Source organism: Pokkaliibacter sp. CJK22405 (assembly GCF_046614695.1).
In the GTDB taxonomy this organism is placed as follows: Bacteria; Pseudomonadota; Gammaproteobacteria; order Pseudomonadales; family Balneatricaceae; genus Pokkaliibacter.
In genome coordinates this window covers 232,632-247,720 of the sequence record NZ_JBKKHQ010000007.1, presented here as the reverse complement: position 1 = coordinate 247,720, position 15,089 = coordinate 232,632, and the positions used below count along the sequence as shown (strand labels likewise).

At 51.8% G+C, this 15,089-nt stretch carries 15 protein-coding genes and 5 tRNA genes; 18 read left to right on the top strand and 2 right to left on the bottom strand.

Annotated elements, in window-relative coordinates:
• Positions 1-108 precede the first annotated feature (108 nt).
• The 4 genes from ACKC9G_RS04260 to ychF all read left to right on the top strand — a co-directional run bounded on the left by ACKC9G_RS04260 (position 109) and on the right by ychF (position 3,509).
• Positions 109-1,050, top strand: a complete 942-nt coding sequence (locus ACKC9G_RS04260) for a ribose-phosphate pyrophosphokinase (RefSeq protein WP_411403742.1) — start codon at positions 109-111, stop codon at positions 1,048-1,050.
• Between the two features lie 101 nt (positions 1,051-1,151).
• Positions 1,152-1,733 carry a 50S ribosomal protein L25/general stress protein Ctc gene (locus ACKC9G_RS04255; RefSeq protein WP_411403691.1) on the top strand — a complete coding sequence of 194 codons (582 nt, stop codon included), beginning with the start codon at positions 1,152-1,154 and terminating at the stop codon, positions 1,731-1,733.
• A gap of 13 nt (positions 1,734-1,746) precedes the next feature.
• Entirely contained in the window at positions 1,747-2,334 is a 588-nt protein-coding gene (pth, locus tag ACKC9G_RS04250) for an aminoacyl-tRNA hydrolase (RefSeq protein WP_411403690.1), read from the top strand.
• A gap of 74 nt (positions 2,335-2,408) precedes the next feature.
• On the top strand, positions 2,409-3,509 hold the full coding sequence (gene ychF / locus ACKC9G_RS04245) for a redox-regulated ATPase YchF (RefSeq protein ID WP_411403689.1): 1,101 nt from the start codon (positions 2,409-2,411) through the stop codon (positions 3,507-3,509).
• Between the two features lie 131 nt (positions 3,510-3,640).
• Here ychF and sodC read toward each other — a convergent pair whose 3' ends face one another.
• Positions 3,641-4,177: a superoxide dismutase [Cu-Zn] SodC gene (sodC, locus tag ACKC9G_RS04240; RefSeq protein ID WP_411403688.1), complete on the bottom strand. Its 537-nt coding sequence runs from the start codon at positions 4,175-4,177 to the stop codon at positions 3,641-3,643.
• A 357-nt stretch (positions 4,178-4,534) separates the two neighbouring features.
• Between sodC and pstS the strand changes: the two genes are divergently transcribed.
• The 9 genes from pstS (at position 4,535) to ACKC9G_RS04195 (ending at position 9,031) form a co-directional block, all read left to right on the top strand.
• Complete coding sequence (pstS, locus tag ACKC9G_RS04235) at positions 4,535-5,587, top strand: phosphate ABC transporter substrate-binding protein PstS (protein ID WP_411403687.1); 1,053 nt, start codon at positions 4,535-4,537, stop codon at positions 5,585-5,587.
• 113 nt (positions 5,588-5,700) lie between these two features.
• Positions 5,701-6,639: a phosphate ABC transporter permease subunit PstC gene (gene pstC / locus ACKC9G_RS04230; protein WP_411403686.1), complete on the top strand. Its 939-nt coding sequence runs from the start codon at positions 5,701-5,703 to the stop codon at positions 6,637-6,639.
• Positions 6,636-7,472, top strand: a complete 837-nt coding sequence (pstA, locus tag ACKC9G_RS04225) for a phosphate ABC transporter permease PstA (RefSeq protein ID WP_411403685.1) — start codon at positions 6,636-6,638, stop codon at positions 7,470-7,472. The genes pstC and pstA overlap by 4 nt, the downstream gene beginning before the upstream one ends.
• Positions 7,473-7,474: 2 nt before the next feature.
• Positions 7,475-8,287, top strand: coding sequence for a phosphate ABC transporter ATP-binding protein PstB (pstB, locus tag ACKC9G_RS04220; RefSeq protein WP_411403684.1), 813 nt, complete (start codon positions 7,475-7,477; stop codon positions 8,285-8,287).
• Positions 8,288-8,564: 277 nt separating this feature from the next.
• Positions 8,565-8,639, top strand: a tRNA-Gln gene (locus ACKC9G_RS04215).
• A 4-nt stretch (positions 8,640-8,643) separates the two neighbouring features.
• Positions 8,644-8,720 (top strand) — tRNA-Met (locus ACKC9G_RS04210).
• A gap of 20 nt (positions 8,721-8,740) precedes the next feature.
• Positions 8,741-8,815: transfer RNA gene (locus ACKC9G_RS04205), tRNA-Gln, on the top strand.
• 4 nt (positions 8,816-8,819) lie between these two features.
• A tRNA-Met gene (locus ACKC9G_RS04200) sits at positions 8,820-8,896 on the top strand.
• Between the two features lie 60 nt (positions 8,897-8,956).
• Positions 8,957-9,031: transfer RNA gene (locus tag ACKC9G_RS04195), tRNA-Gln, on the top strand.
• Positions 9,032-9,148: 117 nt separating this feature from the next.
• On the opposite strand, the gene ACKC9G_RS04190 is transcribed toward ACKC9G_RS04195, so the two are convergent.
• The gene (locus ACKC9G_RS04190; protein ID WP_411403683.1) at positions 9,149-9,319 is read right to left on the bottom strand and encodes a DUF1820 family protein; all 171 of its coding nucleotides are present in this window, start codon (positions 9,317-9,319) and stop codon (positions 9,149-9,151) included.
• A gap of 291 nt (positions 9,320-9,610) precedes the next feature.
• Here ACKC9G_RS04190 and miaB point away from each other — a divergent pair, with 291 nt between their 5' ends.
• The 5 genes from miaB (at position 9,611) to lnt (ending at position 15,056) form a co-directional block, all read left to right on the top strand.
• A complete protein-coding gene (gene miaB / locus ACKC9G_RS04185) occupies positions 9,611-10,960 on the top strand; it encodes a tRNA (N6-isopentenyl adenosine(37)-C2)-methylthiotransferase MiaB (RefSeq protein WP_411403682.1) in 1,350 nt (449 codons plus the stop codon).
• 62 nt (positions 10,961-11,022) lie between these two features.
• Positions 11,023-12,045: a PhoH family protein gene (locus ACKC9G_RS04180; RefSeq protein ID WP_411403681.1), complete on the top strand. Its 1,023-nt coding sequence runs from the start codon at positions 11,023-11,025 to the stop codon at positions 12,043-12,045.
• Positions 12,042-12,500, top strand: coding sequence for an rRNA maturation RNase YbeY (gene ybeY / locus ACKC9G_RS04175; RefSeq protein WP_411403680.1), 459 nt, complete (start codon positions 12,042-12,044; stop codon positions 12,498-12,500). The genes ACKC9G_RS04180 and ybeY overlap by 4 nt, the downstream gene beginning before the upstream one ends.
• A 10-nt stretch (positions 12,501-12,510) precedes the next feature.
• On the top strand, positions 12,511-13,356 hold the full coding sequence (locus ACKC9G_RS04170) for an HlyC/CorC family transporter (RefSeq protein WP_411403679.1): 846 nt from the start codon (positions 12,511-12,513) through the stop codon (positions 13,354-13,356).
• 146 nt (positions 13,357-13,502) lie between these two features.
• Complete coding sequence (lnt, locus tag ACKC9G_RS04165) at positions 13,503-15,056, top strand: apolipoprotein N-acyltransferase (protein ID WP_411403678.1); 1,554 nt, start codon at positions 13,503-13,505, stop codon at positions 15,054-15,056.
• The last annotated feature ends 33 nt before the right edge of the window (positions 15,057-15,089 follow it).

Sequence of the window (15,089 nt, the reverse complement as noted above, 5' to 3'; positions counted from 1 at the left end):
CAGGATGTCGAGCACACCGCCCGAGAAGCCTCTCGGGAGCAGTTCGATGTGACTAGGCCCGTAGATGGATATCGCTATCCCGAATCTTGCCAGAGCGAAGGTAACACCGTGTCAAAACTTATGGTCTTTACCGGAAATGCCCATCCGGAACTCGCCCGCAAAGTTGTCGATCAACTCTGCTTGCCTTTGGGCGACGCCGATGTCGGCCATTTCAGTGATGGCGAAATTGCCGTTCAGATTAACGAGAACGTGCGTGGCAAGGATTGCTTTATCATCCAACCCACCTGCGCTCCTACCAACGACAACCTGATGGAACTGGTCATGATGACGGACGCACTGCGCCGCGCCTCCGCTCAGCGCATCACAGCCGTTGTTCCTTATTTTGGTTATGCCCGCCAGGACCGTCGCCCACGCTCTGCCCGTGTGCCCATTAGCGCCAAAGCTGTAGCTGACATCCTGTCCGGCGTAGGCGTTGACCGGGTTCTGACTGTCGATCTGCACGCAGAACAGATTCAGGGCTTCTTCGACATCCCGGTTGATAACGTATTTGGCTCCCCTGTACTGATCGAGCACATCCAGCGTCAGAACTATGAGAATGCCATTGTGGTATCTCCTGATGTGGGCGGCGTAGTTCGAGCTCGCGCAGTCGCCAAGCAGCTGGACTACGACCTTGCCATCATCGACAAGCGTCGTGAAAAGGCCAACGTTTCTCAGGTTATGCATATCATTGGTGATGTGCGTGACCGCACCTGTATTCTTGTAGATGACATGTGTGACACTGCAGGCACTCTGTGCAAAGCAGCTGCAGCCCTGAAAGAACATGGAGCTCGCAGCGTTATTGCTTATGCCACTCACCCAGTGCTGTCCGGCCCTGCCATCGACAATATTAACAACTCTGTGCTGGACAAACTGATCGTGACGGATACTATCCCGCTCAGCAAAGCCGCTTCCAGCAGCGAGAAGATCGAACAGCTGACGTTGGCGCCAACACTGGCAGAAGCCGTTCGTCGCGTTTGTAATGAAGAATCCATCAGCGCCATGTTTCGTTAATCCACTACAGAATTAACGGCAAGCGCTGATAACGCCCAAACGGGCATACAAGCCAGAGACTGGTCGCGGTCGTCTGGCTCTTTACTTTAATGAGGAAATAAATGAGCACTTATACTCTGAACGCTCAGGTTCGTGAAGTTGCAGGAAAGGGTGCGAGCCGCCGCCTGCGTCGCCTGAATGACAGCATCCCTGCTGTTGTTTATGGTGCTAACGAAGATCCACAGTCTCTGACTATCGATCATGACGAGCTGTTGCACCTGACTGAAGACTCTCAGTTCTTCAGCAGCATCATCAACATCGCTGTTGATGGCAAAGAAGTTCGCACTATCATCAAAGACCTGCAGCGTCACCCCTCCCGACCTGTTCTGCTGCACGCTGACTTTCAGCGCGTCGTAGACGGTCAGACCATCAGCGTTAAAGTACCTGTTCGCTTTGAAAACGAAGCAGCAAGCCCAGCCTCCAAAGCTGGCGGTAAAGTATTCACTCTGGTTAACGTAGTTACCGTACTGTGCAAACCTGAAAACCTGCCTGAGTACGTTACTGTTGACCTGACCAACGCTGAACTGGGTCAGAACCTGTACCTGAGCGACATCGCTACTCCTGAAGGTGTAGAAGTTGCTGCTCTGCGTCTGGGCAAAGACCACAACCAGGCCGTTGCTCGCGTTGTCGCTAAGCGTAAGTAAGCGATACTGAACGATGAGTGACAAGGTTCAACTTATTGTCGGCCTCGGCAATCCGGGCGCCCAATATGACAGAACCAGGCACAATGCTGGCGCCGACCTTGTGTCGGCGCTTGCTTATCAGTGCCGGGCAGACTTTAAGCAGGAATCCCGCTTTCACGGACGCTATGCCAAAGTGAACTGGCAGGGTTACACGCTTCATCTGCTTATTCCCACGACATTTATGAACCTTAGTGGACAAGCAGTCCAGGCTCTATGCGCCTTTTACAAACTGACTCCAGAGCAGGTTCTTGTCGTCCATGATGAGCTGGATCTTCCCCCAGGTCAGGCCCGCTTTAAGAAAGGCGGCGGTCATGGCGGCCATAATGGTTTGAAAGACATCATTGCACGCTTCGGCGGCAATCGTGATTTTCATCGTTTGCGCCTGGGTATTGGACACCCTGGTCACGCCAGCCAGGTATCTGGCTATGTACTGGGCAAGGCACCAGCCGCTGAACAGCAACTTATCGAATTGGCCACAGACGCTTCGTTAGCCGCCCTTCCTCTAGGGTTGGATGACAACTGGTCCAAAGCCATGAACCAACTGCACTCTTTCACTGCCTGACAGGCAAATGACGCAAGAGATTACGGATTTCTTTCGTCATTTTCCTGTTTAACCAGAACTCACAGGACTCCATCATGGGATTTAATTGTGGCATCGTCGGCCTGCCAAACGTTGGCAAATCCACCCTGTTCAACGCATTGACTAAGTCAGGCATTGCCGCAGAAAACTTCCCTTTCTGCACCATCGAACCAAACTCAGGCATCGTCCCCATGCCGGACCCTCGTCTGGATGCACTGGCAGCTATCGTAAATCCACAGCGCATTCTGCCGACCACCATGGAGTTCGTAGACATTGCTGGCCTGGTTGAAGGCGCCTCAAAAGGCGAAGGCCTTGGCAACAAGTTTTTGGCCAATATCCGTGAGACCGACGCTATTGCTCACGTTGTACGCTGCTTTGAAGATGAAAACGTTATTCACGTTTCCAACAGCGTCAACCCAAAACGTGATATCGAAATCATTGATCTTGAGCTGATCATGGCTGACCTTGATAGCTGTGAGAAACAGCTTCAGCGCGTTACTCGGGCAGCCAAAGGTGGCGATAAAGAATCCGTGGCACAAAAGGCGCTACTGGAAAAACTGATCCCGCATTTCACCGAAGGCAAACCCGCACGCAGCCTGGTGAAGAACCTGACGGATGAAGAGAAAAAACTGGTTAAAAGCTTTCACCTGCTGACCACCAAACCAGTCATGTACATTGCCAACGTGGCTGAAGATGGTTTCGAGAACAACCCATTCCTGGATGTGGTGGAAGCCATCGCCGCAGAAGAAGGCGCAGTAGTTGTTCCCGTCTGCAATAAAATCGAAGCAGAGATCGCCGAGCTTGATGACCCAGAAGAAATGCAGATGTTCCTTGAAAGCATGGGCATGGAAGAACCCGGTCTTAATCGCGTAATTCGCGCGGGCTATTCTCTACTGAACCTGCAAACCTATTTCACCGCTGGCGTAAAAGAAGTTCGCGCCTGGACCGTCAAAGTTGGAGCCACCGCTCCTCAGGCCGCCGGCGTTATTCACACCGACTTTGAAAAAGGCTTCATTCGAGCCGAAGTTGTTGCCTATGATGATTTTGTGAACTTTAAGGGCGAGCAAGGCGCGAAAGAAGCTGGAAAATGGCGCCTGGAAGGTAAGGAATACATCGTTAAAGACGGCGATGTGATGCACTTCCGCTTCAACGTTTAAGGCTTCACTAGAGAAAGCCTCGACATTGAAAGCAGGCTTTATGAAAACGCCGCCGATGACAGCTCATCAGGCGGCGTTTTTTATTACGAAAGCAGATACCTGCACCTGCAACTTACTTCAGCACCACAAAGTCACTGTCCGCCAATCACGCCGCAGGCCACTCTCGAGCCGCCACCACCTAATTTGGCGGGCTCATCAGAATAATTATCACCGCCAGCGTGAAGCATTAACGCCAAGCCTTTAATTTCAGAAAGCTTATGAATACGTGGCGCCAGCACTGGATAGTTCACTTCACCACTGTCAGTCGCGAGCAATGATGGCAAATCACCAAGATGCCCCTCGCCGTAAGGACCTTCATGCTGCCCGGTATTCTCCGGATCAAAATGCCCACCAGCGGCTCCTGCAGGAATAATCTTGTCGCCTTCAGCCATCACTTCACAATTACCTTTGGCATGAATATGAAAACCATGAGGCCCGGGCTTTAAACCTTTCAGGTCAGGGGTAAATTCCAGACCATAACGGGTTTCTGTTATCTGGACATGCCCTACCGGCTCTCCGATACCATCCTTACTTACACGATACATGTCGACATCCAGCGTCTCTGCCAGCACCGACTGCGAACTCGCCAACGCAACAACTCCCGCCAAGAACCATAACTTCCGTTTCATGATGCTCTCCTCAGAAAACATGAAAAATCCGGCTTGTTTATGAAAGCCGGGACGGTTTTTATGACAGTTCCATGGGGAAAAAATGCCAAAAAGCACGCTTTAGCATGGCGAAGCAGATTAAAAAAAACCTACCCCGTAGTGCAGCCCCACCAAGAGAAATCAATTTTTCTCATTAAATTTCAATAACTTAAAATTTAAAAGCCACTCGACTGCCAGCCCCTAAAGTATTTTTTATCAAAAAATTTCCTTCACCTTTGGCATGTCATTTTTCTGTCATCAAACGCCTCTATTCTAAGCCCACGTCAAAGAGACAACGGTTCTCAAATTCTCATCAAAACACACGTAAGGTGATGGCAGATGAACAAACTTATTAACGGTCTTCTACTTGCAGGTAGCGTACTGGTAGCTCCAGTAGCTTTCGCTAAAGTTGATGCGATCTCTGGTGCGGGCGCGACTTTCCCCTACCCCGTTTATTCCAAATGGGCAGAGGCGTACAACAAGGCAGAAGGCGTTAAGCTGAACTACCAGGCTATCGGCTCTGGCGGCGGCATCAAGCAGATCAAAGCCAAAACCGTTGACTTCGGTGCTTCCGATGCTCCTCTGACCAAGGAAGAGCTGGACAAAGCAGGTCTGGTTCAATTCCCAGCGGTTATGGGCGCCATCGTTCCTGTAGTAAACGTGAAAGGCCTGGAAGCTGGCCAGATGAAGCTGAGCGGTGAAGTACTGGCAAACATCTACCTGGGCAAAATCAAGTACTGGGATGATGCCGCTATCAAGGCTGATAACGCTGACCTGAACCTGCCACACAAACCCATCTATACCGTTCACCGTTCTGATGGTTCCGGCACTTCCTTTAACTTCACCGACTATCTGGCTCGCGTATCTTCCGATTGGAAAGACAACGTAGGCGTAGGTAAAGAAGTGGCCTGGCCAAAAGAAGCCCAGCAGTTGGGCGGCAAAGGTAACGAAGGCGTTGCGAGCTTTGTAAGCCGCACTCCAGGCTCTATCGGCTACGTCGAGTTTGCTTATGCCAAAGCTCACAGCCTGACCTACACCCAGATGAAGAACAAAGCCGGCAAATACGTTCAGCCTGAAATGTCTGCATTCCAGGCAGCGGCTGCCAACGCTGACTGGGCAAATGCTCCTGGCTTCCACCTGATCCTGAACGATCAGCCAGGCGATGCTTCTTGGCCAATGACTGCTGCAACTTTCATCCTGATGCACACCCAGCAGGCTGATGCAGCAACCGCTGATGCGGTCCTGAAGTTCTTCGACTGGAGCTATGCAAATGGCGACGAAGCAGCTTCCAACCTGGACTACATCCCCATGCCTGACTCTGTTGTAAACATGGTTGAAGACATGTGGAAGAAAGACATCAAAGACGAAAGCGGCAAGGCGGTTTTCAACTGATCACACGATCAAAAAACCAGCAGATCGCAAGATCCGGGAACGTCCATTAGGACGTTCCCTTTAAGCGTTACAAGGGCCGACTGCGCAGAGGCCTTTCAACTTGGATTACGACAATGTCGACCATGGCAATGAAAACAAGATGGCAAAATAGTGACTCAATCTTCCAGCGTTTGTGCTGGGTGAGTGCCATCATGATTGCAGTACTGTTGGCCGCCATCCTGGTGTCACTCTTTATGGGTGCAGCTCCTGCACTGAAAGAGTTTGGCTTTGGCTTTCTTTTCAGCACGGAATGGAATCCGGTCACAGAAGAGTTTGGTGCAGCGAATGCCCTTTATGGCACGCTCATCTCCTCTTTCATTGCCATAGTTTTGGCCCTGCCTGTAAGCCTGGCCATCAGCATTTTTCTTACCGAACTGGCACCAAGCTGGATGGCTCATATTGCCTCCACCGCCATTGAGCTACTCGCCGCAGTCCCCAGTATCATCTACGGCATGTGGGGCTTATTTGTTTTTGCTCCATGGTTCTCCGAGCACTTCCAGATGTGGGCACTGGATAACCTGAGCGACATCCCGGTACTCGGTACCATCTTTAGCGGCCCACCCATGGGTGTAGGTCTGCTGACCGCTGGAATTATTCTTGCGTTCATGATCCTGCCCATTTTGACGGCGCTGATCAAAGAAGCACTCAGCACTGTCCCCAACGTCATGCGTGAAGCCAGCTACGGCATCGGCGCCAATCGCTGGGAAGTTACCCGCCATGTACTGGTGCCCGCCGTTCGTAGTGCCATCGTTGGCGCTGTCATTCTGGCGCTGGGCCGTGCTCTGGGTGAAACCATGGCCGTCACTTTCGTGATCGGCGGCGCTCAGGACATGAACTCTTCACTCTTTATGCCGGCCACTTCGGTATCAGCCACGATTGCTGAACAGTTCAACGAAGCTACCGGCGACATGCATATTTCTTCACTCTTGGCACTGGGTCTGCTGCTGTTCGTTATCACCTTTATTGTGATGGCCGCAGCCCGCCTGCTGATGAAAAGGAAGCGTACGGTATGATGCTTCGTCGAAAAATCACCAATATTGTTTTCCAGCTTGTGTGCATCCTGGCCACACTACTGGGCTGCGCCGTATTACTGGCGATCCTCTGGACACTATTCTCACGAGGCATTGCCGGCATCAACTGGGCACTGTTTACCGAATCCACCCCCGGCCCAGGCAGCGATGGCGGTCTGGCCAATGCAATCGTCGGCAGCGTGATCATGACCGGAGCCGGTATTTTGATTGCAGCCCCCATCGGCATTCTTGGTGGCACCTGGCTGGCTGAGTTCGGCCAGAACTCCAAAGTCGCCTCTACCATCCGCTTCCTGAACGGCATGCTGATGAGTGCCCCTTCAATTCTGATTGGCCTTTTCGTCTATGAAGCAGTCGTGCTACCGATGGGTCATTTCTCTGGCTGGGCTGGCGCTATCGCTCTGGCCATCATCGCCCTGCCAGTCATCATCAGCACCACGGAAGAAATGTTGAAACTTGTGCCTACCAGCCTGCGCGAAGCAGGTAGCGGCCTCGGTACGCCAAAATGGCGAGTCATTACCCAACTGGGCTATCGCGCAGTAGCGACCGGACTGATTACCGGCGTTCTGCTCGCCATTGCCCGCATCAGTGGTGAAACCGCACCTTTGCTGTTCACCGCACTTAATAACAGCTTTATGAGTCTTGATCCCAACGAGGCCATGGCCAACCTGCCTGTAACGATTTACATGTTCGCCATGAGTCCAGACCCCGAATGGAACCAGCTTGCCTGGTCTGGCGCCCTGTTGATCACCTTAACCATTCTTTTACTGAATATTGCGTCTCGTGCTCTGCCACGCCTGGCGAAGAAGAGGAAATAACGATGAGTAATGTAGCTTATATGCAACAGGAAACTGCGGTCGTTCAAGACATGCTGGCTCCACGCATGAACGTCAAGGATCTGAGTTTCTTCTATCAGAAAGGCGGCCAGGCAGCACTGAAAGGCATTAACCTGCCAGTGTATAAGAACCGTGTCACCGCAATGATTGGCCCTTCCGGCTGTGGCAAATCCACTCTACTGCGCTGTATGAACCGCATTTATCAGTTGTACAACGGCCAGCATGCCGAAGGCACTATCATGCTGGACGATCGCAACATTCTGGACAGCAAAATCGATATCAACGAGTTGCGCTCCAAGGTCGGTATGGTTTTCCAGAAGCCAACGCCCTTCCCCATGAGCATCTATGAAAACATCGCGTTCGGCGTTCGCCTGTATGATCGCCTGTCACGCCGCCAGATGGATGAGCGTGTCGAGAAAGCACTGCGCCAGGCTCACTTGTGGGAAGAAGTAAAAAACAACCTGCACCGTGATGCAGGTTCCCTTTCCGGCGGCCAGCAGCAGCGTCTTTGTATTGCCCGTACCGTTGCCTTGGAGCCTGAAGTCATTCTGATGGATGAACCGACTTCCGCACTGGACCCCATTGCAACGCAGGCGATCGAACAGCTGATCACCCAGCTGCGTGAGGAGTACACCATTGTGATTGTCACCCATAACATGCAGCAGGCCGCCCGTATCTCTGATTACACAGCCTTCATGTACATGGGCGAGCTGGTAGAGTTCGATGACACTCACTCTATCTTCAGCAACGCTCGCGAGCAGCGTACTCGTGATTACATTGCTGGCTCATTCGGCTAAGACAGACGATAAGCCCCCACACTCAATAAAGGCCCGCTATTGCGGGCTTTTTGCGTGACTTCCGACAAATTCTCACGAGATCTCGCCAAGAGTTATCTCTCTGCACATCCCGGTTTGCAGAGTCTTGACAGAGGAAATACGACAAGGAATAATTCGCGGCCTCGCTGAACAGGTCACCTTGAGAAGCTCTCACTGACAGCCCTGTTCAATACAGAAATCAGAAAGATCTTAGGCTTTGATTTTTCAAAGATTTATGTATAATGCGAGTCGCTTTTGTAGGGGTGTCGCCAAGTGGTAAGGCAACGGGTTTTGATCCCGTCATTCGTAGGTTCGAGTCCTTCCACCCCTGCCATTAAGGCTATGTAGCTCAGTTGGTTAGAGCGGCGCACTCATAATGCGTAGGTCGTTGGTTCAAATCCGACCATAGCCACCATGAACAAAAGCACAGGATACAGGGGTGTCGCCAAGTGGTAAGGCAACGGGTTTTGATCCCGTCATTCGTAGGTTCGAGTCCTTCCACCCCTGCCATTAAGGCTATGTAGCTCAGTTGGTTAGAGCGGCGCACTCATAATGCGTAGGTCGTTGGTTCAAATCCGACCATAGCCACCATCCTGATATTCAGATACTTGAAAAGTAAAAATGATTACTCTAAAGTGTCGACCCTGTTGCAGGGGTGTCGCCAAGTGGTAAGGCAACGGATTCTGATTCCGTCATTCGTAGGTTCGAGTCCTTCCACCCCTGCCAACTCTTCCTTTATAAGCGCTGTCCCCCACCCTTTTTCATTTCTTATCCAGCTATAAATGCCGACTGGTTTTTACATCGGCCATTTAGTTACACGCCTTTCAAGAGCTACCACCCGCATTAATTTAGTAGCGTGAATGGAAACCGCCTCACTCTGCCAATTGCCTGATTAATCTTTGCTACCCCCTCCTTAAGAACCTCATCAATGCGCATCAACGAATGTATTGAAATGTCGCTGCATTTAACCTCAGCAGACTCTGCCTTCAGTTTTTCCTCAACCAGGTCTACCAATCACCGGCCACGCGTCCCAAAGACCAAAGCCTCAATCACAAGAAAAACTCAAAAATCACTTCATAGATAGCTTCGCCACTCGTCTCGACCTTGCTCCCCACAAAGAAGAGACCGTCCAGCGCACTGCTTTGTCGGCGTAACACGCTACAACTGAGACGACGCCTGCGATATACTTTGCCGATTTTTCACAGTCAGCTCAGATGCCACTCTCGTGCGCTACCATGGCGTCACTTAGGTGAGTGAGCTGAAGGCAAACGAACACATTTTCCCTAGCGGGACTCCAGGTATTTCATGTCCAAGAAGGTATTTATCCAGACTCACGGTTGTCAGATGAACGAGTATGACTCTTCACGCATGCTTGATCTGCTGCGCGAGAGCCATGAAATGGAAATCACTGAGACCCCTGAAGAGGCGGATCTGCTTCTGCTTAACACCTGCTCTATCCGTGAAAAAGCGCAGGAAAAGGTATTTCATCAGCTAGGTCGCTGGCGCAAGCTAAAGGAAAAGAACCCCAACCTGCGTATTGGTGTCGGTGGATGTGTCGCCAGTCAGGAAGGTGAAGCGATACGTGACCGCGCACCTTATGTCGATATTGTTTTCGGTCCTCAAACTCTGCACCGCCTGCCGGAAATGGTTAATGCAGCCGTGAAATACCACCAGCCCCAGGTGGATATCAGCTTCCCGGAAATTGAAAAATTCGACCGGCTTCCCGCCCCCAAAGTGGAAGGCGCAGAAGCCTTTGTCTCCATTATGGAAGGCTGCAGCAAGTACTGCACATTCTGCGTTGTTCCCTATACTCGCGGCGAGGAAGTCAGCCGTCCGGTCCAGGATGTTCTTGAAGAGATTATCCATCTGGCCGAGCAAGGCGTTCGTGAGGTAAACCTGCTGGGACAAAACGTTAATGCCTATCGCGGTGAAACTGCAGACGGCGACATCGCCGATTTAGCAGAACTGATGCACTATGTGGCAGCGATTGATGGTATTGATCGCATTCGCTACACCACCTCTCACCCGGTCGAGTTCTCCGATGCGCTGATTGATGCCTACGAGACGATTCCAGAGCTGGTCAGCCATCTTCATCTGCCCGTACAGAGTGGCTCAGATCGCATCCTGGCCGCCATGAAGCGTGGCCATACGGCGATTGAGTACAAATCCAAGCTGCGTCGTCTTCGCAAAATCCGCCCGGACATCAGTTTCTCCTCTGACTTCATCATCGGTTTCCCTGGCGAAACAGAAGCTGATTTTGAAGCCACCATGAAGCTGATTAACGATATTGGTTTTGATACCTCATTCAGCTTTATTTACAGCCGCCGCCCCGGCACACCCGCATCAGATCTGCCTGACGATGTCCCGGAAGATGTGAAAAAACAGCGCCTGCAGATTCTTCAGCAGCGCATCATTCAGCATGCCCTGGACATCTCCCGCAAGATGGTGGGCACGACCCAGCGCATTCTGGTGAACGGCTACAGCCGCAAAGATCCAGGGCAACTGCAAGGCCGCACGGAAAATAACCGTGTTGTGAACTTCTCCTGCACCAATGCGGATCTTATTGGCAAATTTGCCAATGTGAAGATTATTGAAGCGCTGCCAAACTCTTTACGCGGCGAGCTGGTTGATTCCGAGCTGGATGCCCTTCATTAATAGGTGACTCAGGGCATCGACATGATGCCCTGCACATGCTTAACCATTGAGGATTTCGTCTTTTGACCACCGACCTCCAAGCGACCATCGCCTTTGATCTTTCCCCGGAGAACCCGGAGTACCTGGCCAACTTTAGCGGCCAATTTGATGAACACCTGCGCCTGATTGAAAAACGCTTGGGCATCACCATCCACAACCGCGCCTACCACTTTGAACTGGCAGGAGACCCTGCGGCTCTGGCGGCTGCGGAAAAAATGATGGTTCAGCTGTATCGTGAAGCCAGCAATGATGTCGAAATCACGCGCGACATGGTGCATCTCTTCTTACATGAATCCGGTATTGCCTCACAAAGCCTGAGCGACAAGACTGACCTTCAGGACGAAGCAGTAATCCGCCTTAAGAAAATGCTGATCAAACCTCGTGGGGAGAATCAGCAATTTTATGTCCGCAAAGTCCGCCGCAACGATATTAACTTCGGTATTGGACCCGCCGGTACCGGCAAAACCTATCTGGCCGTTGCCTGCGCGGTTGATGCACTGGAGCGCGAAGAAGTCAGCCGCATTCTGTTGGTTCGTCCAGCAGTGGAAGCTGGTGAAAAACTGGGCTTTCTGCCCGGCGATCTGAGCCAGAAGATCGACCCCTATCTGCGCCCACTTTATGATGCCCTTTATGAGATGCTGGGCTTTGAGAAAGTTGCCAAGCTGATCGAGCGCAATGTCATTGAAGTGGCGCCACTGGCTTACATGCGTGGCCGAACCCTGAACCACTCTTTCGTGATTCTGGATGAAAGCCAGAACACAACGCGCGAACAGATGAAAATGTTCCTGACGCGTATCGGCTTTGGCTCAACAGCAGTCATTACCGGTGACATCACTCAGGTCGATCTCCCGCGTAACGTTCCCTCCGGCCTTCGTCATGTGCTGGATGTTCTGCAGGATGTTGATGGCATTTCCATCACACGCTTTGAGGCCCGGGACGTCGTTCGACACCCGCTGGTTCAGCGCATTGTTGAAGCCTACGATGTCTGGGAAGAAGCTCGTGAGCAGGAGAAGCAACAACGTAACGCGGAGCTTCAGGCCCAATGAACGCGATACTGGATATTCAGCGGGAATCGACTTGCCTTCAGCTTCCCGCTGACGAAGATCTGCAACAATGGGCTGATAATGTACTTGCGACACAGCCCTCAGCGCTTGAAGTTACGATCCGAATTGTGGATCGCGACGAAAGCCGGCAGCTCAACTTCACCTACCGTGGCAAAGATAAGCCCACTAATGTCTTATCATTCCCATTTGAAGCACCGCCCGAGGTTGAGTTATCGTTACTCGGCGACTTGGTCATCTGCGCCGAAGTGGTAGCAGATGAGGCTGAAGAGCAAAACAAGCCCCTGTTTCACCATTGGGCACACATGGTGACCCATGGCATTCTTCATTTGCTGGGCTATGACCACATTGAAGATGAAGAAGCAGAAGAAATGGAAGAGCTTGAGCGAAAACTGCTCGCCAAGCTCGATATCCCTGACCCCTACGCATTGGATGAGTAGCGAGACCCCCATGCAAGAAGACCGATCGGAGAGTAGCAAGTCCTGGCTGGAGCGTTTGGCACACGCCTTTTCTGACGATGCTCCCCAGGACAGAAACGAACTCCTCGACATGCTGCGTAACGCCGGCCGCGAACAGATCATTGATCATGATGCGTTACAAATCATTGAAGGCGCCATGCGCGTCGGTGATCTTCAGGTACGCGAGATCATGGTTCCCCGCTCACAGATTTCCTTTGTTGAGATGGATGAATCCTGGCGCAGCTTTCTCCCCCGCATTATCGAAACTGCTCACTCCCGCTACCCTGTGATTGGCGAAAGCGTCAATGACATCAAGGGTATCCTGCTGGCTAAGGATCTTCTTAAGTGCCTGCTAGATGGTGGTTTGGATAATCTGGACATGAACACCATCCTTCGCCCGGCGCAGGTCATCCCCGAAAGCAAACGTCTTAACGTACTGCTGAAAGAGTTTCAGGACAGCCATCACCACATGGCCATTGTGGTTGACGAGTATGGCGGTACTGCAGGCCTGGTCACTATTGAAGATGTCCTTGAGCAGATTGTGGGCGATATAGAAGATGAGCACGATGCTGAAGATCCCGAGGAAGTGCACATTAAGTCCATGGGTAATGAGCAGTATCTGGTACGTGCTTTGACCCCGATCGAAGACTTCAATGAATTCTTCAAGGCGGCTCTTGAGGATGATGAATACGACACAATTGGTGGCATCATTACTCAACGCTTTGGACACTTACCCCGTCGCGACGAGTCGGTTGAACTGGCAGGCTTTACCTTCAAGGTACTCAGTGCTGACGGTCGACGGATTCGTTTGATGCAGGTCACCCCTCCTCAGGCCTGAGCATCACAATGACACACGGCAGGCATTCCACCTGCCGTATTTTGTCGGCACAATCACTCACTACCTGATGTTCAAATGCTGACTCCAGCTCAGCAATGAACATTCTCCTTTACAGTCGGCTTTGCCTTTTGACCGGTATCACAAGGATGACCCAAGACGCTCAACGTCACTGGCTTGATCGCCTTCCCACAACAAAAGGCAAACTGCCGCTTCTTTTTGCCCTGATAGCGGGCGCCATTTACCCTCTTGGATTTGCTCCATTCGGCTACTGGCCACTAACACTACTCTCAGTCAGCTACTTTTTTGTACTGATGCAGACAGCCTCCTCCCTAAGGCAGGCTCTCGCCCGAGGCTGGCTTTTTGGCACCGGTCTTTTTGGTGTAGGCACCTCATGGGTCTGGGTAAGCATGTATCATTATGGCGGCACAGGCATTGTTCTTTCCGCACTGCTCACCGCCCTCTTCTGTATGGCCATGGCCCTGTTTTTTTTATTACAGTCCGCCCTACATTTTTACACCAGAAGAACAGGCCGATGGGCATTACTGAGCCTGCCTGCGGTCTGGATCATCAGCGAAATCATCAGAACCTACCTGTTCACTGGCTTCCCCTGGCTCCTACTGGGCTATTCCGGCATGGATACCTACTGGCAGGGCTTTGCCCCAGTGCTGGGTGTGTACGGTGTCAGTGCTATCCTGGCTATATGCGCAGTGGCACTGGCCAATATCATCCCCCCGATCTTTCGTGAATCAGATTTGCGTTTGAAGCCATCCTTTCTTATTGCTCTGACACTGGCTTCAGGCTGGATTCTTGAGCGTATTGATTGGACCACGCCGACTGAGCAAGCACCACTTCGCATTATGCTGGCCCAGGGCAATGTGCCTCAAAATGCAAAATGGCAGCCTGACTCGGCGGCTCCGACAATTGACCGTTATGAGGCCATGACTCGCAAAGCCTGGAGCGAGCCCTCATTGGTGATTTGGCCGGAAACAGCCGTACCGGCTCTGTTAAACAACGCCTATGCGTATCTGGCACCCTTTGCCGATGAGCTGGCCAAACGCCAGTCTGCACTGATAACGGGCATCCCTACCCGCGTGGATAAAGATGGAACCAGTGAATACCATAATTCACTGGTCGTACTGGGAGATGGACTTGGCCTATACCATAAGCGACATCTTGTTCCTTTTGGCGAATATGTCCCGCTTGAGTCCATGCTCCGGGGGCTTATCCAGTTTTTTGACCTGCCAATGTCCGCTTTCAGCAAAGGCAAGCTAGAACAGCCACCGTTGAGCACAATGGGTCATAAAATTGCAGCCAGCATCTGCTACGAAGTTGCCTATCCTGAGCTTATGCGCATTGGGGCTGATCAGGCTGACATCTTGATGACTGTCAGTAACGACACTTGGTTTGGCGACTCTTTCGCCCGATATCAGCATTTGGAGATGGTGCGCATGCGTGCACTGGAGACTGGCCGCCCCATGGTACGGGCGACCAATGACGGCATGACCGCCTTTATCTCACCTAAGGGCAAAATTGAAGCAGAGCTCAAGCAGTTCAAGGCTGGAGTATTGGTTCATGAAGTTCAGGGCTATCGCGGAGAAACCCCTTTTGGCCGATGGGGAAGCTGGCCTACCTGGGTGATAGCCATTCTTGCCGCACTCATTTCACTGAGCAGAAGGAAGCGCCACCCAATGAAAAACTGAATTACCAAAGGAAAGTCTGCACTGAATCAGGAC